Origin of the sequence: Cupriavidus sp. H18C2, from assembly GCF_049393795.1 — a bacterium.
Lineage (GTDB): Bacteria > Pseudomonadota > Gammaproteobacteria > Burkholderiales > Burkholderiaceae > Cupriavidus > Cupriavidus pauculus_C.
Window position 1 is genome coordinate 2,606,593 of the sequence record NZ_CP186010.1, and the last position, 26,739, is coordinate 2,633,331.

Here is a 26,739-nt window from a genome sequence, read left to right on the forward strand (position 1 = left end):
CTACGAGACAACCATGCAAACCTTCAACTGGACCAACCCCTACCCCACCGTGCGCATTCCGCTGTTTGCGCGCAACGTGGTCTCGACGTCGCACCCGCTGGCGGCGCAGGCGGGCCTGCGCATGCTGCTCAAGGGCGGCAACGCCGTGGACGCCGCCATCGCGGCGGCCGCCGCGATCACGCTCGTGGAGCCGGTCTCGTGCGGCCTGGGCAGCGACGCCTTCGCGATCCTCTGGGACGGCAAGGAACTGCACGGCCTGAATTCGTCGGGCGTGGCGCCGGCCGCGTGGAACACCGACTACTTCAAGAACAAGTACGGCGCCGACGGCAACGGGCTGGCCAACCGGCCGATCCGGGGCTGGGACTCGGTGACCGTGCCGGGCGTGGTGGCCGGCTGGGCCGCGCTGCACGAGCGCTTTGGCAAGCTGCCGTTCGCGGACCTGATGGAGCCGGCCATCGAGATCGCCGAGCGCGGCTACGCCGTGCCGCCGGTGGTGGCGCACAAGTGGGCCGCCGCCGTGCCGGACCTGAGGAACCAGCCGGGCTTTGCCGACACGTTCATGCCCAACGGCCGCGCGCCGCACGTGGGCGAGAAGTTCCAGTTCAAGGCCGCCGCCGAGACGCTGCGCAAGATCGGCGCCACCGGGGGCCGCGCCTACTACGAGGGCGAGATCGCCGAGAAGATCGCCGCGTTCAGCAAGGAATGCGGCGCCGCGATGACGCTGGACGACCTGCGCAACTATCGCCCGGACTGGGTCAAGCCGATCAGCAAGTCCTACCGTGGCTACGAAGTGCACGAGATTCCGCCGAACGGCCAGGGCATCGCCGCGCTGATGGCGCTGGGCATCCTGGACCAGTTCGACGTGGGCGCGCTGCCCGTGGATTCGGTCGATTCGCAGCACCTGCAGATCGAGGCGATGAAGCTGGCCTTTGCCGACCTGTACCGCTACGTGGCCGACCCGCGCAGCATGGAAGTCACGCCCGAGCAGATGCTGGACGACGGCTACCTGAAGTCGCGCGCCAAGCTGATCGACATGCAGCGCGCCACGCATTTCGACTTCGGCATGCCGCGCACCGGCGGCACGATCTACCTGACCGCCGCCGACGAGAACGGCATGATGATCTCGTTCATCCAGTCGAACTACATGGGTTTTGGCTCGGGCGTGGTGGTGCCGGGTACCGGCATCAGCCTGCAGAACCGTGGCGTGGGCTTCTCGATGGACCCGAAGTCGGCCAACGTGGTGGAAGGCGGCAAGCGCCCGTTCCACACGATCATCCCGGCTTTCCTGACCAAGAATGGCCAGCCGCAGATGAGCTTTGGCGTGATGGGCGGCGACATGCAGCCCCAGGGACACCTGCAGACCGTGGTGCGCATGCTGGACTACAAGCAGCAGCCCCAGGCCGCGTGCTGCGCCCCGCGCTGGAAGGTCAACCGCGACTTCACGCTGGACGTTGAAGGCACCATGGACCCGAACACCGTGGCCGGGCTGAAGGACCGCGGCCACCAGCTCAAGTCGGTGGACGATCCGTACATGGATTTCGGGTCGGGCCAGTTCATCTGGCGCCTGTCGGAAGATGCCGAGCACGGCTACGTGGCCGCCAGCGACAGCCGCCGCGACGGCCAGGCCGTGGGCTTCTGACGCCGCCGGCCCGCTGTAGAACCGGAGTCTCAAGCAGTACCGCAGCACGCAGTACGAAGTCCTGCAGGGCGCCACGGTCATGCCGTGGCGCCTTTTTTATTGCGGATGCAGGAGGGGAATAGCCGGGTATCAGTAGATCGGCAGGCTCAGGAAGAGCTTGATCACCACGGCGTTGACGAGGTCGATGAAGAACGCGCCCACCATCGGCACGATCAGGAAGGCCAGGTGCGAGGCCCCGAAGCGGTCGGTAATCGCCTGCATGTTGGCAATGGCCGTGGGCGTGGCGCCAAGGCCAAACCCGCAGTGACCGGCCGCCAGCACGGCCGCGTCATAGTTGCGGCCCATGACGCGGAACGTGACGAAGACCGCATAGAGCGCCATGGCCGCCGTCTGGATCAGCAGGATCAGCACCATCGGCAGCGCCAGCGACGCCAGCTCCCAGAGCCGCAGGCTCATCAGCGCCATCGCCAGGAACATCGACAGGCTGACGTTGCCCAGCACCGACAGCGCGCGATCGAACACCGTGTACCAGCCCAGCAGCGCCAGCCCGTTGCGCAGGACCACGCCGACGAACAGCACCCAGACGAACGTCGGCAGCTCCAGCCAGCTACCCTTGAACACGCCGGCCAGCGCCTGCCCGGCGGTCAGGCAGACCAGGATCAGCGCCAACGTCTCGATCAGCGCCGACGCGGTGATCGGCCGCACGGCCTGCGGGTTCTCGAACGTCAGCACCTGGTCGTCCGCCGTCACGCCCGGCTTGGCCACGTTGCGCAACAGGTAGCGCGCCACGGGGCCGCCCACCAGCCCGCCCAGCACCAGCCCGAACGTGGCGCACGCCACCCCCAGCTCGGTGGCATAGGACATGCTGAACTGCTCGGCAAACGTCGAGCCCCAGGCGGCGCTGGTGCCGTGACCGCCGGACAGCGCGATCGATCCGGCCAGCAGGCCCGTGGCCGGCGGCAGGCCCAGCGCGCTGGCCAGCCCCACGCCGATCGTGTTCTGGATCACCAGCAGGCCGGCCACGGCGATCAGGAACACGCCAATGGACTTGCCGCCCTGCTTCAGGCTGGCCAGGTTGGCACTGAGCCCGAGCGAGGCAAAGAACGCCAGCATCAGCGGCGTCTGGGCCGACGTGTCGAACTTGACCTGGAAGTCCGCCGTCACGCGGGCCAGCAGCAGGCAGATAGCGACGACGAGGCCGCCCACCACCGGTTCGGGAATGTTGAAGGCCCGCAGCGGCGGGGTGACCTTCAACAGCTTGCGGCCCACCAGCAGCACCAGCGAGGCCGCGACGAGCGTTTCGTAGTTGTTCAATTCCAGCATGGCGATCGATTGGCAGAAAATCTAGATTCTTGGCGCCCGCCCGCCACCCGCCAATCGCCGTCTCCTTAAAAGCGTGCCACCGCAACTGTTCTGCCCCACATGCACGAAACTGTGCATGGCTTCCGGTGGGCAGTTCCGTACACTGGCCGTTCGGTTCCCTGCTTCGGCTCCCCTTCCTTTCTCTCCATCTGCCCTCCACGGCGCGACCCATGGCCACCTACGCTTTCCGCATCGTCAATGTCTTCGCCGAGTCCACGTTCGGCGGCAACCCCCTCTGCGTGTTCGAGGACGCGCGCGGCATGGACGACGCCACCATGCAGGCGCTGGCCCTGCAGTTCAACCTGTCCGAAACGACGTTCGTGCTGCCGTCCGACCAGGCCGACGCCGCCGTGCGGATCTTCACGCCCGGCTACGAGATGCGCTTTGCCGGCCATCCCACGCTCGGCACGGCCCACGTCGTGCGGGACCTCGCCCGCACCGGCGACGCGCTGACGCTGTCCTTCCCGGCCGGCATCGTGCCCGTGACCGCCAGCGGCGACCGCTGGACCCTGACCGCCCCGCATGCCGGCGCACCCCGGACGGCGCCGGCCGGCCTGCCGGACGCCGAGATGGCATCGCTGCTCGGCCTGCAGCCCGACGACCTGGCCGGCACGCCGATGTGGGTCGACACCGGCGCGGACCAGTTGCTCGTCCCGCTCAAGACGCCCGACGCCGTGCGCCGCGCCCAGCCCGACAGCAGCCGCCTGGACCGCTGGCCGCAAAGCAGCCTGGGCCGCAAGACCGCCTACGTGTTCGCGTTCGATCCCGCCCAGCCGGGCAAGGTCTTGTCCCGCTACTTCTTCACCAAGCAGGGCGGCGGCGTATCCGAGGACCCCGGCACCGGCTCCGCCTGCGCCAACCTGGGCGGCTGGCTGATTGCCACCGGCCATGCCCTGCCCGCACGGTTCGAGGTCGACCAGGGCGAATTCGTCGACCGGCCCTGCCGGCTGGACCTGTCCGTGACCGCCGACGGCGCCATCCGCGTCGGCGGCCGCGTGATCGAACTGGGCCGGGGCACCGTCACGGTCTGAGGCAGCCAGCGCGGTCGGTGCGGCGGGTGCTTTCGCCGCGTTCGCCGTGTGGTGGAGTCGGCGCCGATGCCGGCCCCGGAGTCGGCATCGATGCCGGCATCCCTGGCGTGCCGCTAAAGCTGTCGCTGTGTCGTCGTCGCTGTGCCCCTGTTTCGCTGTTTCATCATGTCGGGATCGCGGTGCGCCATACTGGCGCCTCCGTGGTCCCGTCCGCCCTGTTGAGCCATCCCATGCCCCCGCACACCCCCTCGCCCGCTCCCTCCCACGACATTGCCCAGCTTGCCGACCTCGAAGCGCTGTACGACGAACCGCGCGGCGCGTCGCTGGCGAAGGAGGTCGACTACCTGCACCCCCACTACCGCGCCTTCGTCGACGCCTCACCGTTCTGCCTGCTCTCGACCCAGAACGAGCACGGCGGCGACTGCTCCCCGCGCGGCGACGGGCCGGGCTTCGTGCAGGTGCTCGACGACCGCACCCTGCTGCTGCCCGACCGCCGTGGCAACAACCGCATCGACAGCCTGCGCAACATCCTCAAGGACCCGCGCGTCGGCCTGCTGTTCCTGGTGCCCGGCGTCAACGAGACGCTGCGCATCAGCGGCACCGCCACCATCAGCACCGATCCCGCGCTGATCGCCCGCTGCGTCGTCCAGGGCAAGGCGCCCACCACGGTGCTGGTGATCCGCATCCACTCGGCCTTCTTCCAGTGCGCCCGGGCCCTGCTGCGCTCGCGCCTGTGGGCCGCCGACGCCCAGATATCGCGCGACGCGCTGCCCAGCACCGGCACGATGGTGGCCGACCTGAGCCAGAACGCGATTGACGGCGCCGCCTACGACCGCGAACTGCCCGAGCGCATCCGCACTACGCTCTACTAGCGCCAGTAGCGCTACTGGCGCTACCAGCGCCTCAGCCGGGCGGGCGCGGCAGCCACTCCGGCGCGTGCGAGCCCAGCGGCACCGAGGGCAGCGTCCAGTGCGCGGGCGTCTCGGACAGCTTCGCCGCATGCCGGACGACGGTCAGTTCGCCAAAACCCGATTCGGCCACTTCCAGCAGGTCCGACACCTCGTCGATATGCTGGTCCGGCACGGTCACGCCGTCGGGCACACGGCCCAGACTGCGCAGCCACTGCCCCACCTGCGCCAGCGACACGCGCACCAGCCAGCTGCCGCCCTCCACCGAGCGCCGGTGCAGTGCGGCCATAGCGCCAAACGCCAGCAGGTAGCCGGTGGCGTGGTCCAGCACCTGTGCCGGCAGCGGCCGGGGTTCGGCGCTGCCGGCCGCCCGCGCCTCGTCGTCGTTGATGCCGGTGGCCGTCTGCACCAGCGAATCGAAGCCGCGCTTGCCCGACCACGGCCCCACATGGCCGTAGGCCGACAGCGAGACATAGACAATGCCGGGCCGCGCCCGCGCCGCCGCCTCGGGCCCGGCGCCGAGTTCCGCCAGCCCGTTGGGGCGATAGCCCTGCACCACCACGTCTGCGCCGTGAAACAGCTTGTGCAGCGTGCGCTTGTCGTCGGGGTCGCGCAGGTCGAGCTGGCACGACCGCTTGCCGCGCCCCGTGTCGATGACCAGCGACGGCATCGACGGCAGGTGCGCCGCCGTCACCAGCAGCACGTCGGCCCCGTGGGCGGCCAGCGTGCGGCCGGCCACGGGCCCGGCGATGATCCGCGTGAAATCGAGCACCCGCACGCCGGACAGCGGCCGGGCGTCGACATTGATCTCGGCGTGCGGCGGAAAGGCCGGCAACGGCTCGGGCGGCGCCTCGCCGATCTTCTCGATGGTCACGGGCGGCAGGCCGGCCAGCGCCTGGGCCTGCGGATGGCGCAGCCACGTCTCCAGCGAGCGCTGGGCGGCCACGACCATGCCGGCGTCCGACGCCACGGTCTCGAAGTCCTCGGCCTTCCAGTGCGCAAGCGCGGCGCGCACGGCGTCCCGGTCGTGCGCGCATTTGAGGATCTTCAGCACGCCGTCCCGGTGGTGCGGGAAGTTCGTATGCAGGCGCACCCAGCCGCCATCCCCGCACGGATACAGGCCGGCGATCTTTTCCCACAGCTCCGGGGCAGGGCCGCCGTTGACCCGCAGGTAGCGTTCGCTGCGGAATTCGGCCAGCGCGTGCCGCATGTCGACCGACACCGACTGCCAGCGGCCGGTCCGCTGCGCCCAGAGCGCGGCGGCGGCCAGCGCGGACGCCCCCAGGCTGGCCTGCGCCGCCGTGCCGATGGCGAAGCTCGATGGCAGGATCGGGTCCGCACCGGTCAGGGTCAGGTGGGACAGCGCGTCCGGCGGCATGGCGGCGTCGCGCCACAGCGCGGCAAGCGCGTCGGCGGGCGCCTGGTGGGTCGATCCGGCAAGGCCGGCAGAACTGGCGGCATTCATGGCGTGTTTTCCTGCGGCAAGAAATGGGGCGGCATGCGACGATGGCGTCGCACGGACGGACACGGCGCAGCAGTACCGTGCCGTGGATTCTGCACCACCTCGCCCGGCCGCGGGGTTGAGACGATTCTGAAAATGGGGAGCCACTGCCGTGTCGCCCCGCAAGCACGGTAAAATCGCCCCATTCGTCGCAGCCTCTGCGCACCAGATCCCAGGAACATCAGGACGCGCGGCAGGGTCAATCCAGACCCGGGCCGCGCCTTCCAGCTATCGAGCCGCATGTGATGCGGCGCCAACATGAGCCACGACAACAAGCCTACCGACACGCCCGCCGCCTCCAACTTCCTGCGGACCATCATCGACCAGGACCTCGCCGCCGGCACCTACGCCGGCCGCGCGGACACGCAGGGCGCGCCGCTGCCGACCGTCATCACGCGCTTCCCGCCGGAGCCGAACGGCTACCTGCACATCGGCCACGCCAAGAGCATCTGCGTGAATTTCGGGCTCGCGCGCGACTACGGCGGCCGCTGCCACCTGCGCTTCGACGACACGAATCCGGTGAAGGAAGACACCGAGTACGTGGACTCGATCATCGACGCCGTGCACTGGCTGGGCTTCTCGTGGGACGCCAGCCAGCCCGGCGCCGCGCCGCACCTGTATTACGCGAGCGATTACTTCGACCGCCTGTACCAGTTTGCCGAGACGCTGATCGAGCGCGGCGTGGCCTACGTGGACAGCCAGAGCGCCGAGCAGATCGCCGCGAACCGGGGCAACTTCTCGGAGCCGGGCAAGCCGTCGCCCTTCCGCGACCGCACGGTCGAGGAAAACCTGGCGCTGTTCCGCGACATGCGCGCCGGCAAGTACGCCGACGGCGAGCACGTGCTGCGGGCCAAGATCGACATGGCCGCGCCGAACATCGTCATGCGCGACCCGGTGCTGTACCGGATCCGCCACGCCCATCACCACCGCACGGGCGACAAGTGGTGCATCTACCCGATGTACGACTTCACCCACTGCATCTCGGACGCGATCGAGCACATCACGCATTCGCTGTGCACGCTGGAGTTCGAGAACAACCGCCCGCTCTACGACTGGGTGCTGGAACACCTGCGCGACGCCGGCGTCTTTGCCAGCCCGCTGCCGCACCAGTACGAGTTCGCGCGCCTGAACCTGACCTACGCGATCACCAGCAAGCGCAAGCTGAAGCAGCTTGTGGACGAGCGGCGCGTGGACGGCTGGGACGACCCGCGCATGCCGACTATCGTCGGCATCCGCCGGCGCGGCTATACGCCGGAATCGATCCAGCTGTTCTGTGACCGCGTGGGCGTGTCCAAGGCCGACAGCTGGATCGACATGAGCACGCTGGAAGGCGCCGTGCGCGACGACCTGGACGCCCGCGCGCCGCGCAGCGTGGCCGTGCTGGACCCGGTCAAGCTGATCCTGGACAACTACCCCGAGGGCCAGAGCGAGGAATGCTCGGCGCCGGTGCACCCGAAGCAGCCCGAGATGGGCCGCCGCGTGTTCCCGCTGTCGCGCGAGCTGTGGATCGAGCGCGAGGACTTCAACGAGAACCCGCCGAAGGGCTATTTCCGCCTGTTCCCGGGCAACAAGGTGCGCCTGCGCTACGGCTACGTGATCGAGTGCACGGGCGTGGACAAGGACGCGGACGGCAACGTGGTGGCCGTGCACGCGAACTACCTGCCCGAGACCAAGAGCGGCACGCCGGGCGCCGACAGCGTCAAGGTCAAGGGCAACATCCACTGGGTCAGCGCGGCCCACGCCTGCGCGGCCGAGGTGCGGCTGTACGACCGCCTGTTCAACGACCCGAACCCGGACGCGGGCGGCAAGAACTTCCTGGACGCGCTGCATCCCGATTCCAAGAAGGTCGTGACCGCCTACCTGGAGCCGGGCCTGCGCGACGCGCGCCCGGAGGACCGCTTCCAGTTCGAGCGCCATGGCTACTTTGTGGCGGACCGGATCGATTCGCAGCCGGGCAAGCCGGTGTTCAACCGGACGGTCGGGCTTAAGGATAGCTGGGGCAAGTGATGGCGCAGACGATCACGTTCCCGCTCGACCGCGAGTTCATCGCGCTGAATGACCTGCTGAAGCTGGCGGGCGTCTGTGACAGCGGCGGCGCCGGCAAGGCGCTGGTCGCCGCCGGCGAGGTGGCTGTCGATGGCGCGGCCGAATCGCGCAAGACCGCCAAGATCCGCGCCGGCCAGGTGGTGAACGTCGGCGGCGCCGACGGCATCCGCATCAAGGTCGTCGCGGCCTGACCCGGCGCCGGGCATCGGCACAGCGCCAGATGACCGGTGCCGCGACTGACAAGGGGGCGGCATCCGCCGCCTCCGCACCGAAACACGCAAGGAGAGTCATGCCGATCGCGTTCTGGTGTGTGCTGGTAGCGGGCCTGCTGCCGGTGTTGACGGTGTCGATCGCCAAGATGGGCGGCCGCACCGGCTTCGACAACCACGACCCCCGGGCGTGGCTGGAAAAGCAGAGCGGCCGGGCGCGCCGCGCGGACATGGCCCACCGCAACCACTTCGAAGCGTTTCCGTTCTTTGCCGCGGCCGTGCTGGTAGCTACGCACCTCGACGCCCCGCAGGCGCGCCTGGACGAACTGGCGATGCTCTTCGTCGTCGTCCGCATCCTCTACACGATCTGCTACCTGACCGACCGCGCCACGCTGCGCACGCTGTGCTGGACCATCGGCTACCTGACGGTGGTCGGCATCTTCCTGCTGCCGGTGTTTGTCCATTAAGGAGTCCCGCCATGCCGGGGCCGTACCGTTTCGCCAGGGCTACGGTCGCGCTGGTCGCCCTGCTTGCCCCGCCGGCCTGGGCGGCACCGACCCAGTACGCCGTCGATCCCACGCATACGAGCGTGTACTTCGAGGCGAGCCATTTCGACCGCACCACGGTCCGAGGCCGGTTCGGCAAGATCGACGGCCGTGTGATCTATGACCCCGCCACCGGCGCCGGCGCGATCGACTTCACCGTCGACACCGACTCAGTCGACAGCGGTAACCGCAGCCTCGACGGGGTGCTCCGGTCCGGCCAGTTTCTCGACGCGCAGAACTTTCCGGTCGCCCGGCTGCAGGCCAACCGCTTTGTCGTGGAAGCGGGACGGCTGGTCGCCGTCGAAGGCACGTTCACGCTGCACGGGGTGACGCAGCCGCTGCGGCTGGAGGCCGACCGGTTCAGTTGCGGGCAGACCGTGCTGTTCGGCATCCGTCGCGACGTCTGCGGAGGCGACTTTCACGCCACATTCGCGCGTAGCGCGTTCGGCATGACGCGTTTCCTGCCCGATGTCGGCGATACCGTCACGTTGCGGATTTCCGTCGAAGCGGCGCCGGACGGTCCGGCGCCGTGACGCTTGCGCCCCATCCGGGGAAAAAGGGAAAACCACGACGGGCGATGACGACCGCGCGTCACCTTTGCGCGAAAAAAATTCAGTAAAATCAGCGCCTTCCCTCTTCCCATCCTGCCGCGTTTCGCCTATGCGTACCGGCCAGACGCGAGTCAAGATGAGCCTGATTTCCCCGAACGACGTCGTTGCGGCGTCGCTGGCTGCTGCCGGTGCCTGCGCCGTATGTAGCATTCCGGCCAATTTCCTGCGCCGGTTCCCACTCTGGGCCTTCCGTACCTACGGCCGTGGCGCCCTGCTGCTGCCGCTGCTGGCCAGCCTGGTCGGCGTGCTGCTGGCCCGCGTGGCCATGGCCGGCCAGATCAATACCGATGGCGGCCTGGCGCTGGTGGCCGCCGCGGCCTTTCTGGCGCTGGTGCTGGCGTCGGCCGTGCTGCGCTTCTGGCTGGGCGACTACCGCAACCCGAGCCGCGAGCCCTGACCGCTGGGCGCGGCGGCGCACGTTCTTCGCGCCGGTTTTCCATCGCGCCGCCGCCCGGATCACGTATGATGCGGCCTTTCGCGTGCCGGGCACGGTCCCGGGCACGCGCCGCAATCCCGATCCCATGGCGCTCAAATCCACGATCTTCAAGGCCGAACTGTCCGTCTCGGACATGGACCGGCCGTACTACGGCAGCCACACGCTGACCATCGCGCAGCATCCGTCCGAGAACGATGCACGGATGATGGTCCGGCTGCTCGCCTTTGCCTGCGAGGCCAGCGAAACGCTGGCGTTCACGCGCGGCCTGGACGACCCCGACGAGCCCGACCTCTGGGACAAGACGCTGACCGGCGACATCGCCCACTGGATCGACCTCGGCCAGCCCGATGAGACGCGTCTGAAGCGCGCCGCGTCGCGCGCGGACCGCGTCACGGTCTATACCTATCAGAGCGCCAGCGCGCGCGAGTGGTGGAAGGGCATGGCCGGCAAGGCCGGCAAGCTGCGCAACGTGACCGTCTACAATGTGCCGTCCGAAGCGGTCGACGCGCTGGCGCAGATGGCCCAGCGCGCCATGCGCCTGTCCGTCACGATCCAGGATGGCGACATCTGGGTCAGCGACGACGACCACAACGTGCAGTTGACGCGCGAAGTGCTCCAGCGCGCCGAAGACTAGCCGCCTCGGCCACCCCTTTATCGCCACACAGACAAGGAAGACCGCGATGCAAACCACTCCCTCCGGCCTGCAGTTCGAAGACACCGTCGTCGGCTCGGGCGCCGAAGCCACGGCCGGCAAGCACGTGACCGTGCACTACACCGGCTGGCTGTACGAAAACGGCCAGGCTGGCCGCAAGTTCGATTCGAGCAAGGACCGCAACGACCCGTTCGTCTTCCCGCTGGGTGCCGGCCACGTGATCCGCGGCTGGGACGAAGGCGTGCAGGGCATGAAGGTGGGCGGCACGCGCCGCCTGGTGATCCCGGCGGACCTGGGCTATGGCGCCCGCGGCGCCGGCGGCGTGATCCCGCCGAACGCCACGCTGCTGTTCGAAGTGGAGCTGCTGTCGGTCTGAGACCGGCCGGCGCCGGGCTGATCCGGCGCGCCACCCGCAAAAACGGACGCCTCGGCGTCCGTTTGTCATTCCTGGGGCCCGCGCGGCGCTCAGAAGCCGATCGCGGCGTTGCCCACGTCGATGCGCACCTTGTCGCGGTCCAGCAGCTTGCCGGCATGCCGGGCGAAGTCCTGGGCCCAGGCGGCGTCGGCGGCAAACCGGTTCTCGCCCGAGAACTTGGCAACGTTGAGGATCTTGTCGATCACAAGCACCTTGCCGACCGGGCTGGACGCCTGGCAGTCCAGTTCCGCGTACTCGCGGTCGAACCAGCGCCAGGCGGCGTCGTCGGTCAGCGCCGCCAGATCATTGTCCGCGAGCGTGAATTCAAATTCCTTGCCGCTGCCAAACACCACGGTCAGGGTATGCGCCATGTCCGGTTCTCCGAAGGTCGCTGCACATTGCGCGACAGTTGCACGCCCGTTCGCCGTCAGTTGCACGGCAGTTCCCGGGCGTTAGGGCCCCTATTGTAGTGACCCGGCACCCGATCCGGCCAATCGGCGGCCCCTCGGGCAAGCCCCCGACCGTTGCCTGCTGCACACACCCGGGCACGAATCCGTGGTTTGCTTGCGACGCATCAATGCGCTTTGGATTATTCTTTCAGCCATGGCCATCACAAGACAGGACCTCGAGGCAGACCGGCTGCGCACCAAGCTGTGCAGCTCGCCGGTCGCGTCCTCGCTGCTGCCTGAGGCCGACGTGGAGCGCTCGCTGGGCTGCGCGCTGGCCTGCCGGCCCGATACGGCCGACCTGAACGGCGACGTCTGGGTGTTCGGCTACGGATCGCTGATCTGGAACCCCATGGTCGTCCACACCGAAAGCCGGCTGGCCACGGTGCACGGCTATCACCGGGGCTTCTACCTCTATTCGAAGATCAATCGCGGCACCTGGGACAACCCCGGCCTCGTGCTGGGCCTGGACCGGGGCGGTAGCTGCACGGGCATGGTGTTTCGCATCCCGAGCCACGTGGTGGAGCAGGAATTCCGCGTGCTGTGGCGCCGCGAGATGATGACGGGCGCCTACCACCCGCGCTGGCTGCGCGTGAAGCTGGACCAGGCGCCGGACGCGCCCGAGCAGCGCGCGCTCGCCTTCGTCATGAACCGGTCCCACGCCGGCTACGCCGGGCGCCTGCCCGATGCGCGCGTGGTGGACTGCCTGCGCCATGCCTGCGGCCTGTACGGCCCCGCCCGCGAATACCTGCAACAAACCCTGCTGGGGCTAGCCACGCACGGCGTCGACGATCCTTACCTGGGCCGGCTCTGGCGCCAGCTCCAGGAGCGCGACGCAGCCGAGGCGGCCCGGGCGGCCTGCACCACTGCCACGCCGGTGGCCACCTCGGCCAGCGCGGCAACGCGCCCGGACGACGCCGTGGCCGCCGCCGTCCATCCACACGAAACCGTCTGACCGCAGCCCAACGCCGATCATCATGACGCCCTCCCAGACCCGCCACCGCCGCCAGGCACTTGCCGAAATGCTCGGGTTGATGGGATTGCTGATGGCGGGCGGGCTGCTGGCGGGCCAGGGCGGCCAGACGCTGGCGCGATCGCTGGGCGGCATGCGCGATGCCTCGGCGCCCGCGCCGATGCCGCGCCCGCTGCCGGCCAGCCCGCCATCGCGCGGCGAAGGCATGACCGCGCTGGATCGCAATCTGGTGACAGCGGCCAGCATCGGCGACCTCGATCTCGTGAACCGGCTGCTGCGGGCCGGCGCGTCGCTGTCGGCCGTGGACGAACGCGGCCGCTCGGCGCTGGTGGCCGCCGTCTACAACCGCCGCGGCGACGTGGCGCGCGCGCTGATCATGGCCGGCGCCGACGTGAATCAGAAGGACGGGGAATCGAACAGCGCGTTTCTGCTGGCTTCGGCCACCAACCAGCTCGACATCGTGCGGCTGTCGCTGTCGCACGGCGCCGACGTCCGCAGCACCGACCGCTACGACGGCACCGCGCTGATCGCGGCCAGCCAGCATGGCAACGTGGAAGTGGTGAAGCTGCTGCTGAAGGCCGGCGTACCGGTGGACCGCGTCAACCAGCTCGGCTGGACGGCGCTGCTGGAAGCCATCATCCTGGGCGACGGCAGCACGCGCTACGAGGAAGTGGTGCAACTGCTGCTGGACGCCGGCGCCGACGCCAACCTGGCCGACCGCGAAGGCATCACCCCCTCACGCCACGCCCGCGAGCGCGGCTACAAGACGATGGTGAAGGCGCTGATGCGGGCCCGGGGGCATTGATTCAGGGAGGGTGTTGGCTGTTGGGGGTGGGGCAAGGCGGTTCTGCCGCGACATGTCGCATCTGGGACCTCAACGCCCTCATCCCCGACCCCGCTCCCGCACGGCTGGAGCGGGGAGCAAGAACAGCGAACGCCTCGCCCGCTACCTCACGCCGCTGCCGGCGTCTGCCGCGCGTTCTCGGTTTCCTGCAACTGTCGCCACATCACCTTGCCCGTGCCCGACTTCGGCAGGGCGTCGACGAATTCCACCACGCGCGGGTACTTGTAGGCGGCCATGTTTTCCTTGGCCCATTCGATGATGTCCTCGGGCGTGGTCTTGCCCTTGGCGTCGGCGCGCAGCACCACCACGGCCTTGACCGTTTCGCCGCGGTACGGGTCGCGGGTGCCGATGATGCACGCTTCCTGCACGGCCGGGTGCTTGTACAGCAGGTTTTCCACCTCGGCCGGCCAGACCTTGAAGCCCGACGCGTTGATCATCCGCTTCAGGCGGTCGGTGATGAAGTAGTAGCCTTCTTCGTCCATGCGGCCCAGGTCGCCGGTGCGGAAGTACGTCCGGCCCTCGAACTCGATGAACGCCTCGCGCGTGGCGTCGGGCTTGCCCCAGTAGCCCTTGAACACCTGCGGGCCGCGCACGATGATCTCGCCCACCTCGTTCGGCGGCAGTTCCTGCAGCGTGACCGGGTCCACCACGCGGGCGTCGGTGTTGAACGTCGGCACGCCCAGGCATTGCAGCTTGGCGCGGTCCGACGGGTTGCTGTGCGTCGGCGCCATGGTCTCGGACAGGCCATAGCCTTCCAGGTAGCTCAGGCCGAACTGCGTCTTCAGCCGCTCGGCCACGGCCTGCGGCATGGCCGCGCCGCCGCCGCCGATGTAGCGCAGGCTGCTGACGTCGAAGCTGGCCAGGTTCGGGCTGCCCAGGAAGTCGATCACCATGGTCGGGATGTTGGTCCAGTGCGTGACCTGGTAGCGCGAAATCAGCCGGCCGGCCACCTCGCGGTCCCAGCGCGGCAGCATGACCACGGTGGCGCCGGTGTAGATCGGGCCGTTCATGCCGTACTGCATGCCGGTCACGTGGAACAGCGGCAGCACCGACAGGATCACCGATTCCGCGCCGCTGCCGGACCACGTGGCGCCGCCGATCACGTTGTGCATGACCGAGCGGTGCGTGTGGATGCAGCCCTTGGGAAAGCCCGTGGTACCCGACGTGTACGGCATCACGGCCATGTCGTCGGGCCCGGCCGTATGCGGGCCCGGCTGCTGGCCGGCGCCCAGCGCCTGCGCCCACGGCGAGGCGCCGGCCGGCAGCGGATGCTCGGCGGCCAGCCATGCGGGCGGGGCATCCTCGGGGAATTCGTACGTGGCGGGCAGCGCGTCGGCGTACTGCGTGACCAGCAGGTGCTGGAGCCGCTGGTCGGCCGGGATCTCGGCGTCGGCCTGCATCACGCCGGCCGCCAGGTCTGCCGTGCAGATCGCCACGCGCGCCTGGGCGTCGGTCACGTAGTGCTTGAATTCCTCGGCCCGGTTCATCGGATTGACCGGCACGACCACGGCGTCCGCGCGCAGGATGGCGTAGTAGCTGATGATGAACTGCGGGCAGTTCTGCATGTACAGCAGCACGCGGTCGCCCTTCTTCACGCCGGCCGACTGCTGCAGCCAGCCCGCCAGCGCGGTGGCCTGGTCCTGCAGCGCGCGGAACGTGATGGCGTTGCCGAAATAGCGGATCGCGGCCTTGTCCGCGTAGCGGCGCGCCGAGACTTCGAGGTTGTACCAGAGCGAGGTCTCGGGCAGCACGATCTCGGTCGGCACGCGCTTCGGCCAGAACTGGAAGTGCGGGCGGGCGGGCGTGGTGGTCATGATGTCTCCTGCGGACGGTCTTCGAGGACCAGTTTTTTCGGAAGGCGGGTGTTCGCAGGGTGGGCCCCGCGTAGTGGTCAAGCAATATAACTGAACGACCGTTCTATTTTCAACCGGAGGTTTTCCCGCCCATCGCGCCGGGGGGCCGGACAGCCGCCGGTTGCAATTTGGGGCTCCGCCCTCACAATAGGGACATTCGGCCGCTGGTGCGGCTCTCACATTCCAAGGTGCAGAACATGAGCGACGTCACCCTGCAGAACTTCGAAGCCGAAGTCATCAACAGCCCCCTGCCCGTGCTGGTCGATTTCTGGGCGCCGTGGTGCGGCCCGTGCCGCACGCTGGGGCCGATGCTGGAAAAGCTGGAAGCCGAGGCCGGCGGCACCTGGAAGCTCGTCAAGGTCAACGTCGACGAGAACCAGCAGCTTGCCGCGCACTTTGGCGTGCGCAGCATCCCCCATGTGGTGGCGTTTGCCGAGGGGCAGGCGGTCAACCAGTTTGTCGGCGTGCTGCCCGAATCGCAGTTGCGCGAGTTCATCGACACGCTCCAGCCCACTGACGGCGAGCTAGCCGTGCAGAGCGCCCAGGCGCTGGCCGAAGCGGGCGACCGCGAGGGCGCCAGGGCCGCCTGGCAGGCGTCGCTGGCCCACGAGCCCGAGAACGACGCGAACCGGCTGGCCTACATCAGCTTCCTGCTCGACGACAACGCCATCGACGCCGCCGACGCCGAATTCGGCCGCCTGACCGCGCGTGCGCCGCAGGAGGATGGCTACGCGGCGATCAAGACCCGGCTCGATGCGATGAAGGGACTCGACGACCTGCCGGACGGCGCCGAACTGAAGGCGCAGGTCCAGGCCGATCCGGCCAACCTGGCCGCCCGGCTGGACCTGGCGAAAGTGCTGATCGCGCGGCGCGAGTATCAGCCGGCGTTGGAACAGTTGATGGAAATCGTGCGCCGCGACCGCGGCTTCGAGGACGACATCGGCCGCAAGACGATGCTGTCGGTCTTCGACCTGATGGCCGATTCGCCAGAAGTGGTGTCGAAGTGGCGCCGCCAGCTCAGCACGACGCTGAACTGACGCGGCGCGGCGTTGGGAGGGTCGCCGGCTAGGCCGCCGGCGCCTCCACCAGCAGGAAGCCGTTGGCCTTCATATGCTCGACCATCATCGCGTCCATCGACTTGACGTGGTTGTCGAACCAGCCTGACAGTTCGTCCACCAGGCGGCGCCCCAGCGACAGCCCGCCCTTGCCCGGCCCTTCCGGGTCCTCCATTTCCTGCGCGATCTTGTCGCGCACGGCCTGCACCACCTGCAACACCCCGTTGTGCTCGTTCGTGTGGCAGAAGCGCGGCCCGAACTGCATCGCCTCCATCCACTGTTCTTCCTGGCCGAAATGGTGCCGGGTGTGGTCGATCCAGGCGTCGTAGGCGGCCAGGAAGCCGGCGTCGTCGGCCTTGGCGACCGCATCGAGCAACTGCAGGAATTCCGCGTGCGTGGCGTCGGTCACGGGCTCGCCTAGCCGCAGCGCCTCGGGCAGGCCTTCGGCGGAAAGCCCGGCGTAGGGATTCTGTTCTGCAGACATGGAATCGGGACTTTGTCTTTGAGATAAGCGGCAAGGATACCGATTTCACGGCCTGCCGATCTGATTTTCCGCAAACAACGGTTATGCTCGGGGTTCACGCCGCTGATGCAACCCCGCCCCACCCCAGACATGCCCCGACTGATCTTCTTCTGCGGTCACGCCGGCACCGGCAAGACCACGCTGGCACACCGGCTGATCGGGCCGCTGATGCAGGCCACCGGCGAGCCGTTCTGCCTGCTCGACAAGGACACGCTCTACGGCCGCTACAGCGCGGCGGCCATGCGGGCCATCACGGGCGACGCCAACGACCGCGACAGCCCGGCCTACCTGGACAACCTGCGCGACCCCGAGTACGAGGGCCTGCTCGATACCGCGCGCGAGAACCTGACGCTCGGCATCAGCGTGATCGTGATCGGGCCGCTGTCGCGCGAGATCCGCGCCCACCTGCTGACCGACCCGCAGTGGCTGCACGTGCCGCCCGGCACCGAGACACGGATCGTCTGGGTCCACCTGCCCGAGGACGCCGCCCACGCGCGGATCATCGCGCGCGGCAATCCCAACGATGCCTACAAGCTGGCGCACTGGGACGCGTACCGCCAGCGCCGCTTCGCGCCGGACCCGGCCGACTATCCCGAGCTGATCTTCTTCGACAACCTGGCGCCCGACGCCGCCGCCATCGACGGCCTGCTGCGCACGCTGGCCGCCTGAGCGTCAGCCCGCGGCCAGGGTGCCGATGACGGCCGACGCCGCCACGAAGCCGAACACCGCCGTCACCGCCACCGACGAGCCAAACCCGGCGCACGCCAGCCCCTGCGGGCCGCGCACCGGCGCGGGCGGCACCTCGTCGATCTCGCACGCCTGCTGCGCGGGCTCGGGATACTGCAGCGGCTCGTCGGAATACACGGCCTGGATGCCGAACTTCTTCTTCGGATCGCGCGGAAAGCCCCACTGGCGGCGCAGGTTGCCGCGCACCTTGGCCAACAGCGGGTCCTGGATCGTGCGGGCCAGGTCGTCGATGCGCACGCGGGTGGGGTCGAGCTGGCCGCCCGCCCCGCCGCACGTGATGACCCGCGCGCCCTCGCGCCGCGCCCAACCCAGGATGGCCGTCTTGACCTTGACCGCGTCGATGGCGTCGATCACGTAGTCGAAGCCGCCCAGCAGTGCGGCCACGTTGTCCTCGGTGACAAAGTCGTCCACCGGCGTCACGCGGCAGCGCGGGTTGATCGCCACGATCCGCTCGGCCATGGCGTCGACCTTGGCCCGGCCATAGGCATCGCCCAGCGCGTGGATCTGGCGGTTCGTGTTCGACGGGGCGATGTGATCCAGATCGATCAGCGTCAGCCGGCCCACCGCGTTGCGGGCCAGCGCCTCGGCGGCCCAGCTGCCCACGCCGCCGATGCCGATCACGCACACGCTGGCCGTCTCCAGCCGGGCCAGCCCGTCGGCGCCATACAGCCGCGCCACGCCCGCAAAGCGGCGGTGGTAGTCGTCGTCGGCGGGGCTTTCGTGGGTCAGGGGCGCGGGCAGGTCCTGCTCCGCCGGGGGCGTGGAAGCGGTGGTCATCGTCGATCTCTGAAAATCTGCCGGCATTCTATGTCAGCGGCCGGCATCCTTCCTGGCCCCGCCGCGCCAAAAATAGGGTTCCGGGCGACCGCAATGTCAGCGGGAGGCCGACAACCGCACGCCGGGCCGGTTTCTACAATGAAACGAGCAGTGGTTCATCCGCCGCATGGCCGCCCACAGGAGCCCGCCCCTTATGCCCGCCTCGCGTCGACAGAAAATCGTCTTCTGGAGTGTGTTCACGCCCCTGGCGCTGATCGCGCTCGTCGTCATCATCATCCTGACCTTCGACTGGAACCGGCTCAAGCCGTGGCTCAACGACAAGGTGTCGGAGTCCATCGGCCGCCCGTTCGCGATCAACGGCGACCTCAGCGTCACCTGGAAACGCCCGCAGGGCGAGACCGGCTGGCGCACGCTGGTGCCGTGGCCGCGGCTGTCGGGCAAGGACATCACGATCGGCAACCCGGACTGGGCAGAGGCGCCCAACATGGGCACCATCCGCGAGCTGATCTTCATCCTGCGCCCGCTGCCGCTGCTGGCGCACGAGATCAACGTGCCGACCATCGTCGTCGACAGCCCGGCCGTGTGGCTGGAGCGGCTGGCCGACAAGCGCAACAACTGGACGTTCGATACGCGCAAGGAGACCGATTCCGGCAAGTCGAAGTGGCACCTGGACGTGGGCGAGGTGGTGCTGCAGCGCGGCAACCTGGCGCTCAAGGACGCCGCCGAGAAGATCGACCTGCAGGCCACGCTGGACACCATCGGCGACAAGGGCATCTACGACAAGGCGCGCGACGGCGCGCTGATGCCGTCCGACGCCTCGGCCGTGGCGGCGTCGCAGGCGGCGGCCGCATCCGCCGCATCCGCCCCGGACGCCCGGGCGCGCGACAACAAGACCGGCAACGACGACCGCTACGGGCTGCGCTGGAAAGCGGTGGGCCATTACAACCAGGCGACCATCAACGCCACCGGCAAGGCCGGCACGGTGCTGAGCCTGCGCGACACCAACACGCCCTACCCCATCCAGGCCGACGTGCGCGTGGGCGCCACGCGGGCGACCATCGAGGGCACCGTGACCAATCCGGCCCACCTGGGCGCGCTGGACGTAAACCTGGCGCTGTCCGGCGACAGCATGGCGTCGCTCTACAAGCTGACCGGCATCGTGCTGCCGTCCACGCCGCCGTATGAAACGCGCGGCCGGCTGGTGGCCACGCTGAACAAGGGCGCGTCGACGTACACCTATCGCAACTTCACCGGCAAGGTGGGCGGCAGCGACATTGGCGGCACGCTGACGTTCGCGCAGCGTTCGCCCCGGCCGCTGCTGTCGGGCGAGCTGGTATCGAAGCAATTGCTGTTCGCCGACCTGGCGCCGCTGATCGGCGGCGGCGCCAAGCCGGGCGAGGCGGCCAAGGACAGCCCGGTCAAGCAGCCGCCCAACAAGGCGCTGCCCGTGGCGCCGTTCCGCACCGAGCGCTGGGACGAGATCGACGCCGACGTGAAGTTCACCGGCAAGCGCATCGTGCGCGACGAAGACCTGCCGATCACGGACCTGACCACCCACCTGAAGCTGACCGACGGCGTGCTGCTGCTCGATCCGCTGAACTTCGGCGTGGCCGGCGGCAACCTGGTGTCGACGATCCGGCTGGACGGCAAGCGCGAGCCGATGGGCGCGATGATCGACATGACCGCGCGGCACCTGAAGATCAAGCAGCTGTTTCCGAAGGCGGACAGCGCCCGGGCCAGCGTGGGCGAGATCAACGGCAGCGCCAAGCTGTCGGCCACCGGCAACTCGGTGGCGCAGATCCTCGGGTCGTCCAACGGCGAGGCCCGGCTGCTGGTGGAAAACGGCACGGTCAGCAAGTTCATTCTCGAAGCCATCGGGCTCAACGTGGGCAGCGTGGTGGTGTCGAAGCTGTTCGGCGACAAACCGGTGCAGATCAACTGCGGCGTGGCGGCGTTCGGCTTCCAGAACGGCATCGCGCGGGCCCAGACCTTCGTGCTGGACACGCAGGACGCCGTGATCAACACCGAGGGCGCCGTCGACTTCAAGGACGAGCGGCTGGCGCTGACGATCCACCCCGACTCCAAGGGGCTGCGCATCATCTCGCTGCGCTCGCCGCTGTACGTGGGCGGCACGTTCAAGGACCCGTCGGTCAGCCCGAACATCGCCATCCTGGCGCTGCGGGCCGGCGGCGCGCTGGCGCTGGCCCTGACCGCGCCGGTGGCGATGGTGGTGCCGCTGCTCGACATCTCGGGCGGCGAGGAATCCAACTGCGGCAAGCTGCTGGCGGAACTCAAGAAGCGGCCCACCGCGCCGCCGCCAGGCAAGACCTACACGGGTCCGTCGGCCGGCAAGGGCCAGCAGCAGGCCGGCCCGGCGATTCCCGAGTCGCCGACCAAGTCCGACGCGGCCCGCGGCGAGCCGGCACCGGAGCCCACCAAGCCGCGCATCCCCGCGCCGAACGTGCAGCAGAACCGTCCGGCCAACGACCGCCAGCTCTACCAGGGCGGCTGACCGCGCGCCCGTCCCCTCCCCCGTTGATCCGCAACGCTTCGCCGGCCCCCGCCGCGAGGTGTTGCGGATTTGGCACGCCCGGCTTCACCGGTGTTGTGCGCGGCCGCGGCCAGTCGCATAATCGGCGGGTCGTTGATTAAGCAAGTAATTAATGAACAGCGACGTGCAACGCCACCGTTGCCGGGTTCCAGTCCGGCCACCGGTGTCTTGTCAGGTGCGGCCCCGGCCGCACTAATTTTCTTTTTCGCGCATCTTGTCGCTGGATCGGAGACCCTTGCCGGCGGCGCGAACCACCCTCCTGCCCTGCCCCTGCCATGACGTTGCCTCACGCCGCCGTCCCCCCGATCAGCTGGCTGATCGCGTTGACGGTGTGCAATCACGTGGCGTTCAACGCCAGTCGCGTCGTCGTTTCCCTATTTGCCATCTCGCTCAAGGCGTCCACCGTCACGCTGGGCATCCTGATGTCGCTCTACGCGCTGCTGCCGATGTTCCTGGCGATCCGCGCGGGCAAGCGCATCGACGAGATCGGGCCGCGGCTGCCGATGACGGCGGGGTCGCTGATGGTGGTGGCCGGCACGCTGCTGCCGGCGGTGTGGCACGACATTGCGTCGCTCTACGCGGCCTGCGCGCTGATCGGCGTGGGCTTCATGCTCGTGCAGGTGGCCATGCAGTTGCTGATCGGCCAGGTATCGACCAACGAGACGCGGCTGCGCAACTACACGTGGCACGCGCTGGGCCTGTCGATCTCGGGCACGCTGGGGCCGGTGGCCATGGGTTACACGATCGAGCACGCGGGCTTTCGCACGGCGTTCTGCATCCTGGTGGGCGTGGCGCTGCTGGGCCAGGCCGGGCTGCAGTACGTGCGCCCGCGCCTGCCGGCCACGGGCGGCAACGCGGGCCGCCTCGCCATCGAGGACGGCTCGCGCCATTCCACGCTGGACCTGCTCCAGCATCCGGAGCTACGCGCGGTGTTCGTGGCCAGCGCGGTGCTGTCGGCCGCGTGGGACCTGCACGCGTTCCTGATCCCCATCCAGGGCACGCGCATCGGGCTGTCGCCGTCGATGATCGGCTGGGTGCTCGGCGCGTTTTCCATTGCCACGCTGGCCATTCGCGTGGCCATGCCGATGGTGTCGCGCCGCTTCTCCGAATGGCGGATCATCCGGCTGGCCCTGCTGGTGGGCGCGCTGGCCTACCTGGTCTACCCGTTCGTGTCGCATTTCTGGCTGATGTGCGCGCTGGCGTTCGTGCTGGGGCTGGCGCTGGGCAGCGCCCAGCCCAACGTGATGAACATCCTCCATACCGCGTCGCCGTCCGGCCGCGCCGGCGAGGCGCTGGGGCTGCGGTCGGCCGTGCTCAACACGAGCCAGGTGGTGTGGCCGCTCACGTTCGGCGTGGTCGGCACCGCGCTGGGCATGCTGCCGATCTTCCTGTCGATGGCTGGCGCCATGGGCATGGCCAACTACTACTCGCGCCGCCAGACCCGCAAGCTGCCGGCGCCGGCCCCGACCCAGCCGTAGCCGTCCGGCAAATCTAGTAAAACTGCGATGCCGCTTGCCATGGCGCAAATGCGGTGTCCGGCGCATTGGCTATACTCGAAGCATCCTCGTCCGCGTGCCCCGGCAGGCGGACCGACTCTTCGACATGCGATATGACCCAGCTCGCCGACCTGCGCCGCAACTACATGCTGAGCGCGCTTTCCGAAACCGACGTGGCCCATGACCCCATCCGCCAGTTCCAGCACTGGTTCGACGAGGCGCTGCAGGCCAAGCTGCCCGAACCCAACGCGATGACGCTGGCCACGGTCGGCGCCGACGGGCAGCCGTCCGCCCGCATCGTGCTGCTCAAGGGCATGGACGCCAACGGCTTCACGTTCTTCACCAACTACGAGAGCCGCAAGGGCCTGGACCTGGAAGCCAACCCGCGCGCCGCGCTGCTGTTCCACTGGGTCCAGCTGGAGCGCCAGGTGCGCGTGGAAGGCGTGGTCGAGAAGGTGGCCGATGCCGAGAGCGATGCCTACTACGCGTCGCGGCCGCTCGGATCGCGCCTGGGTGCGTGGGCGTCCGAACAGAGCCGCGAGGTGGCCGGCCGCGACGTGCTGGAAGCCCGCGAGGCCGACTTCCGCAACAAGTTCGGCGACAACCCGCCGCGCCCCCCGCACTGGGGCGGCTACCGGCTGCGGCCGACCTGGATCGAATTCTGGCAGGGCCGCCCGTCGCGCCTGCATGACCGCATCGCGTTCCGGCAACAGGCCGATGGCGGCTGGCAGATCGTGCGGCTGTCGCCCTGATTGAAACAGGCGATGACGCGGCGCCGGACGGCGCTGCGTGGTCAATGTCTGCATGTGCCGACAGGTACCGCGGCCGCGGCGGCCTGCACTGCACAATCCTGTTTTTTGGCGTAAAGTTCTTGCGTCGCCGCACCGGCCATGCATCGGTGCGCCCCCAAGGCCGGGCTGCGTTCACCACGCAGTCTTGCGCAGCCGACCATGGGGCATTTTTTCGAGAGGGATCACCAACCAATCGGGAGAAAGCCGCATGTTCTTCAAGCAAGCCATCGACAAGCAGCTCGATAGCTGGATCTCCGATGTCCGCGAGCACGCCAACCTGCCGGTCAGGCTCCGGCTCTGGAACGGCACCGAATACCAGCTCGGCAACTTCGACAAGCCCGACGTCACGCTGACGGTGCGTGAAGCCTCCGCGCTGCCGATGCTGCTTGCGCCGAGCCTCGATAACCTTGGCGAGGCCTACGTCCAGGGAAAGATCGACCTCGACGGCCGGCTGGCGGACATCATCAAGGTGGGATACGGGCTGTCGTCGGCCGCCGCGCGCAGCGCCGGTGGCGCACTGGCCAAGGTGGCCCAGCACTTCACGCACAGCAAGGCCGAGGACAAGGCGTCGATCCAGTACCACTACGACGTCTCGAACGCGTTCTACGCGCTCTGGCTGGACCCGCGCATGGTCTACTCGTGCGCGTACTTCGAGCACGGCAACGAAGACCTGGCCACCGCGCAGCTCAAGAAGATCGACCACATCCTGACCAAGATCCGCCTGCAGCCGGGCCAGACGCTGCTGGACATCGGCTGCGGCTGGGGCGCGCTGGTGATCCGCGCCGCGCAGAAGTTCGGCGCGCAGTGCGTGGGCATCACGCTGTCCCAGAACCAGTTCGACCTGGCCACCGAGCGCGTACGGGCCGCCGGGCTGCAGGACCGCATCGAGATCCGGCTGCAGGACTACCGCGACATCCAGGGCCAGTTCGACCGCATCACGAGCGTCGGCATGTTCGAGCACGTGGGCAAGGCCAACCTGGTCGGCTACTTCGGCCGGATCCGCGACCTGCTCAAGGACGACGGCGTGGCGATGAACCACGGCATCACCGCCACCGACCCCGACAGCGGCGCGGTGCCGCTGGACGGCTCGGGCTTCATGGACCGCTACGTGTTCCCGCAGGGCGAGCTGCCGCACATCAGCATGGTGCTGCATACGATGGCGAAGGCCGGGCTGGAAGCGTTCGACGTGGAGCTGATGCGCCGCCACTACGCGCAGACGCTGCGCCACTGGGCCGACAACTTCGAGGTCAACGCCGACAAGATCCGCGCCATGGTGGGCGAGAAGAAGTACCGCATCTGGCGTATCTACCTGGCCGGCTGCGAGCATGCGTTCCTCCACAGCATCATGTCGCTGCACCAGGTGGTGTGCCAGAAGGCGGACCGTGCCGCCGACACGTTCCCGGTCTCGCGGCGCTATATTTACGCCTCTCCTATCGGTAACGACGCCTGACGCCTGACGCTTGACTGACAACCTCGACCTGTTCGGCGATGCCCCGGCGTCGCCGGACACGCCTCCCGGGCCGCCGCGCGCGGCCCCTTCCGACAAGAAGGCCCCCGCCGGCAAGGCCGTCCAGCCATGGACGCCCGACGCCGCGCTGACCGCGCTGGCCCGGCGGCTGCCGCCGAACCTGTACTTCGGCACGTCGTCGTGGTCGTATCCGGGCTGGCACGGGCTGGTCTACGACGGCCAGTACACCGAGAGCCTGCTGTCGCGCAAGGGGCTGCGCGCGTGCGGCCAGCACCCGCTGCTGCGCATGGCCGGCATCGACCGCGGCTTCTACGGGCCGATCCCGCTGACCGACTACATGAACTACGCGGCCCAGGTGCCCGAGGGCTTCCGCTTCCTGGTCAAGGCGCCGGCCAGCGTCTGCGATGCCTGGCTGCGCGGGCCCGATGGCGCCGGGCGGCTGGTCAACGCGGCGTTCCTGGACGCCGAGATCGCCATCCGCGATTTCATCGTGCCAGCCACGGGCGGGCTCGGCCAGCGCTGCGGGCCGCTGCTGTTCCAGTTCTCGCCGTTGCAGAGCGTGGCCGACGACGGCCCGGCGTTCCTGGCGCGGCTCGACGCCTTCCTGGCCGCGCTGCCGCCGCTGGACCCGACGCTCACGCCGCACGCCTGCTACGCCGTGGAGATGCGCGACCCGGCGCTGCTGACGCCGCGCTACATCCGCCTGCTGCGCGACCGTGGCGTGCGCTTCTGCCTGGCCGCGCGCGACCGCCTGCCGGCCGTGCCGCGCCAGGCCCACGCCCAGGCGCTCATGGACGACGGCGCGCCGGGCCCGCTGGTGCTGCGCTGGATGCTGCGCGAAGGCCGCTCGTATGCGATGGCCGAGCGCGCGTACATGCCGTTCGACAAGCTCGTGGACCCCGACGACGCCACGCGCGACGCCATCGCCGACGTGGTGGTCCGCACGCTGTGCACGGGCCAGCCGGCCTACGTGATCGTCAGCAACAACGCCGAAGGCTGCGCACCGCACAGCATCGCCCGGCTGGCGTCGGCCATCGTCGACCGGCTGGAAGCGCCGGCATCACACACAATACCGGCGGCCGCCGCGCGCCCCGCATGACACCACCGGCGGCAGGGTCGCGCGGACGTCACTTCGGAGCCAATGTCCTGAGTCCGCTACAATCGGCCCATCGGCGGCCGTGCCCCTGTGTGGGGCAGGCCACCGAAATTACGCACCGCGAGGAATAGGTTGGACGTGTTGCACGCGCGCCGGCCGTCCCGATATGAAGATCATGGATTTGTGTGGAGCCCGAGAGATGGGCATGCCAGAGGCCGAGGACCCCGACACCGGGAGCCGCAAGGCCACCGCCCCCGATTTTGACAGCCAGCATTTCAAGCGCGCGCTGTCGCAGTTCGCCACAGGTGTGACGGTTATCACCACGCGCGCCGCCGGCCATCCGTATGCCAATGGCGCGCCGTTCGTCGGCATCACCGCCAGTTCGTTCAACTCGGTGTCGCTGGACCCGCCGCTGGTGCTGTGGAGCATGGCCCATCGTGCCAACAGCCTGCCGATGTTCCGCGATGGCTCGCACTACATCATCAACGTGCTGGCTGCATCACAAATGGACCTGTGCCAGCGCTTTGCCACGCTCAAGGGCGACCGCTTTGCCGGTGTGGACTACCAGTTGTCCGAAACCGGGCTGCCGATCCTGGCCAACGCGCTGGCCTGGTTCGAATGCCACAACCGCAGCCGGTACGACGAAGGCGACCACGTGATCTTCGTCGGCGAGGTGGAGCGCTGCGGCATCCTCGACGCCGGCGGGCAGCCGCTGGTGTTCCAGGGCGCGCAGTTTTCCACGCTCTGCCCGCTCGACCGCTAGC

At 68.9% G+C, this 26,739-nt stretch carries 26 protein-coding genes; 20 read left to right on the top strand and 6 right to left on the bottom strand.

What is annotated here, in order from left to right; translation table 11 throughout:
- Window positions 1-13 precede the first annotated feature (13 nt).
- Complete coding sequence (gene ggt, locus EPAKOI_RS11690; protein WP_423192269.1) at window positions 14-1,639, top strand: gamma-glutamyltransferase; 1,626 nt, start codon at window positions 14-16, stop codon at window positions 1,637-1,639.
- Between the two features lie 129 nt (window positions 1,640-1,768).
- On the opposite strand, the gene gltS is transcribed toward ggt, so the two are convergent.
- Window positions 1,769-2,962 (bottom strand): sodium/glutamate symporter, encoded by a 1,194-nt coding sequence (gene gltS / locus EPAKOI_RS11695; protein ID WP_124683564.1) that lies wholly within the window; start codon window positions 2,960-2,962, stop codon window positions 1,769-1,771.
- Window positions 2,963-3,171: 209 nt separating this feature from the next.
- On the opposite strand from gltS, the gene EPAKOI_RS11700 reads away from it, so the two are divergent.
- Together EPAKOI_RS11700 and EPAKOI_RS11705 are read left to right on the top strand one after the other, a co-directional pair.
- Entirely contained in the window at window positions 3,172-4,032 is an 861-nt protein-coding gene (locus EPAKOI_RS11700; protein ID WP_423192270.1) for a PhzF family phenazine biosynthesis protein, read from the top strand.
- Between the two features lie 230 nt (window positions 4,033-4,262).
- On the top strand, window positions 4,263-4,904 hold the full coding sequence (locus EPAKOI_RS11705; protein WP_423192271.1) for a pyridoxamine 5'-phosphate oxidase family protein: 642 nt from the start codon (window positions 4,263-4,265) through the stop codon (window positions 4,902-4,904).
- Between the two features lie 31 nt (window positions 4,905-4,935).
- Here EPAKOI_RS11705 and EPAKOI_RS11710 read toward each other — a convergent pair whose 3' ends face one another.
- On the bottom strand, window positions 4,936-6,405 hold the full coding sequence (locus EPAKOI_RS11710; RefSeq protein ID WP_124683561.1) for a CoA transferase: 1,470 nt from the start codon (window positions 6,403-6,405) through the stop codon (window positions 4,936-4,938).
- A 294-nt stretch (window positions 6,406-6,699) separates the two neighbouring features.
- Between EPAKOI_RS11710 and EPAKOI_RS11715 the strand changes: the two genes are divergently transcribed.
- The 7 genes from EPAKOI_RS11715 to EPAKOI_RS11745 all read left to right on the top strand — a co-directional run bounded on the left by EPAKOI_RS11715 (window position 6,700) and on the right by EPAKOI_RS11745 (window position 11,316).
- Window positions 6,700-8,448 (top strand): glutamine--tRNA ligase/YqeY domain fusion protein, encoded by a 1,749-nt coding sequence (locus tag EPAKOI_RS11715; protein WP_124683560.1) that lies wholly within the window; start codon window positions 6,700-6,702, stop codon window positions 8,446-8,448.
- Window positions 8,448-8,678, top strand: a complete 231-nt coding sequence (locus EPAKOI_RS11720; protein WP_124683559.1) for an RNA-binding S4 domain-containing protein — start codon at window positions 8,448-8,450, stop codon at window positions 8,676-8,678. The genes EPAKOI_RS11715 and EPAKOI_RS11720 overlap by 1 nt, the downstream gene beginning before the upstream one ends.
- A 98-nt stretch (window positions 8,679-8,776) precedes the next feature.
- Window positions 8,777-9,163 (top strand): MAPEG family protein, encoded by a 387-nt coding sequence (locus EPAKOI_RS11725; RefSeq protein WP_313835149.1) that lies wholly within the window; start codon window positions 8,777-8,779, stop codon window positions 9,161-9,163.
- Between the two features lie 11 nt (window positions 9,164-9,174).
- Window positions 9,175-9,774, top strand: coding sequence for a YceI family protein (locus EPAKOI_RS11730; RefSeq protein WP_423192272.1), 600 nt, complete (start codon window positions 9,175-9,177; stop codon window positions 9,772-9,774).
- 154 nt (window positions 9,775-9,928) lie between these two features.
- Entirely contained in the window at window positions 9,929-10,249 is a 321-nt protein-coding gene (locus EPAKOI_RS11735; protein ID WP_423192273.1) for a hypothetical protein, read from the top strand.
- Window positions 10,250-10,373: 124 nt separating this feature from the next.
- Window positions 10,374-10,922, top strand: a complete 549-nt coding sequence (locus EPAKOI_RS11740) for a YaeQ family protein (RefSeq protein ID WP_124683555.1) — start codon at window positions 10,374-10,376, stop codon at window positions 10,920-10,922.
- Window positions 10,923-10,968: 46 nt separating this feature from the next.
- The gene (locus EPAKOI_RS11745) at window positions 10,969-11,316 is read left to right on the top strand and encodes an FKBP-type peptidyl-prolyl cis-trans isomerase (RefSeq protein WP_124683554.1); all 348 of its coding nucleotides are present in this window, start codon (window positions 10,969-10,971) and stop codon (window positions 11,314-11,316) included.
- 89 nt (window positions 11,317-11,405) lie between these two features.
- Here the strand turns inward: EPAKOI_RS11745 and EPAKOI_RS11750 are convergent, their stop codons facing one another.
- On the bottom strand, window positions 11,406-11,726 hold the full coding sequence (locus tag EPAKOI_RS11750; RefSeq protein ID WP_124683553.1) for a hypothetical protein: 321 nt from the start codon (window positions 11,724-11,726) through the stop codon (window positions 11,406-11,408).
- Window positions 11,727-11,958: 232 nt separating this feature from the next.
- On the opposite strand from EPAKOI_RS11750, the gene EPAKOI_RS11755 reads away from it, so the two are divergent.
- Window positions 11,959-12,756 carry a gamma-glutamylcyclotransferase gene (locus EPAKOI_RS11755; RefSeq protein WP_423192274.1) on the top strand — a complete coding sequence of 266 codons (798 nt, stop codon included), beginning with the start codon at window positions 11,959-11,961 and terminating at the stop codon, window positions 12,754-12,756.
- 22 nt (window positions 12,757-12,778) lie between these two features.
- Window positions 12,779-13,579, top strand: a complete 801-nt coding sequence (locus EPAKOI_RS11760; protein WP_216643973.1) for an ankyrin repeat domain-containing protein — start codon at window positions 12,779-12,781, stop codon at window positions 13,577-13,579.
- Window positions 13,580-13,725: 146 nt separating this feature from the next.
- On the opposite strand, the gene EPAKOI_RS11765 is transcribed toward EPAKOI_RS11760, so the two are convergent.
- The gene (locus tag EPAKOI_RS11765) at window positions 13,726-15,432 is read right to left on the bottom strand and encodes a long-chain fatty acid--CoA ligase (RefSeq protein WP_423192275.1); all 1,707 of its coding nucleotides are present in this window, start codon (window positions 15,430-15,432) and stop codon (window positions 13,726-13,728) included.
- Between the two features lie 236 nt (window positions 15,433-15,668).
- Between EPAKOI_RS11765 and trxA the strand changes: the two genes are divergently transcribed.
- Window positions 15,669-16,508: a thioredoxin gene (trxA, locus tag EPAKOI_RS11770; protein WP_423192276.1), complete on the top strand. Its 840-nt coding sequence runs from the start codon at window positions 15,669-15,671 to the stop codon at window positions 16,506-16,508.
- A gap of 28 nt (window positions 16,509-16,536) precedes the next feature.
- On the opposite strand, the gene EPAKOI_RS11775 is transcribed toward trxA, so the two are convergent.
- Window positions 16,537-17,010: a bacteriohemerythrin gene (locus tag EPAKOI_RS11775; RefSeq protein ID WP_124683549.1), complete on the bottom strand. Its 474-nt coding sequence runs from the start codon at window positions 17,008-17,010 to the stop codon at window positions 16,537-16,539.
- A gap of 129 nt (window positions 17,011-17,139) precedes the next feature.
- Between EPAKOI_RS11775 and EPAKOI_RS11780 the strand changes: the two genes are divergently transcribed.
- Window positions 17,140-17,718, top strand: coding sequence for an AAA family ATPase (locus EPAKOI_RS11780; protein ID WP_423192277.1), 579 nt, complete (start codon window positions 17,140-17,142; stop codon window positions 17,716-17,718).
- A gap of 3 nt (window positions 17,719-17,721) precedes the next feature.
- On the opposite strand, the gene tcdA is transcribed toward EPAKOI_RS11780, so the two are convergent.
- Entirely contained in the window at window positions 17,722-18,573 is an 852-nt protein-coding gene (gene tcdA / locus EPAKOI_RS11785; RefSeq protein ID WP_423192278.1) for a tRNA cyclic N6-threonylcarbamoyladenosine(37) synthase TcdA, read from the bottom strand.
- A gap of 193 nt (window positions 18,574-18,766) precedes the next feature.
- On the opposite strand from tcdA, the gene EPAKOI_RS11790 reads away from it, so the two are divergent.
- From EPAKOI_RS11790 to EPAKOI_RS11815, 6 genes are all read left to right on the top strand, one after another.
- A complete protein-coding gene (locus tag EPAKOI_RS11790) occupies window positions 18,767-21,085 on the top strand; it encodes an AsmA family protein (protein WP_423192279.1) in 2,319 nt (772 codons plus the stop codon).
- A 314-nt stretch (window positions 21,086-21,399) separates the two neighbouring features.
- Window positions 21,400-22,602, top strand: a complete 1,203-nt coding sequence (locus tag EPAKOI_RS11795) for an MFS transporter (RefSeq protein ID WP_124683546.1) — start codon at window positions 21,400-21,402, stop codon at window positions 22,600-22,602.
- Between the two features lie 131 nt (window positions 22,603-22,733).
- Window positions 22,734-23,372, top strand: a complete 639-nt coding sequence (gene pdxH / locus EPAKOI_RS11800) for a pyridoxamine 5'-phosphate oxidase (RefSeq protein ID WP_313835157.1) — start codon at window positions 22,734-22,736, stop codon at window positions 23,370-23,372.
- Window positions 23,373-23,619: 247 nt separating this feature from the next.
- Entirely contained in the window at window positions 23,620-24,861 is a 1,242-nt protein-coding gene (locus EPAKOI_RS11805; protein ID WP_423192280.1) for a class I SAM-dependent methyltransferase, read from the top strand.
- Window positions 24,862-24,871: 10 nt separating this feature from the next.
- On the top strand, window positions 24,872-25,978 hold the full coding sequence (locus EPAKOI_RS11810) for a DUF72 domain-containing protein (RefSeq protein ID WP_423192281.1): 1,107 nt from the start codon (window positions 24,872-24,874) through the stop codon (window positions 25,976-25,978).
- 196 nt (window positions 25,979-26,174) lie between these two features.
- Entirely contained in the window at window positions 26,175-26,738 is a 564-nt protein-coding gene (locus EPAKOI_RS11815) for a flavin reductase family protein (RefSeq protein WP_423192282.1), read from the top strand.
- Window position 26,739: the final 1 nt, after the last annotated feature.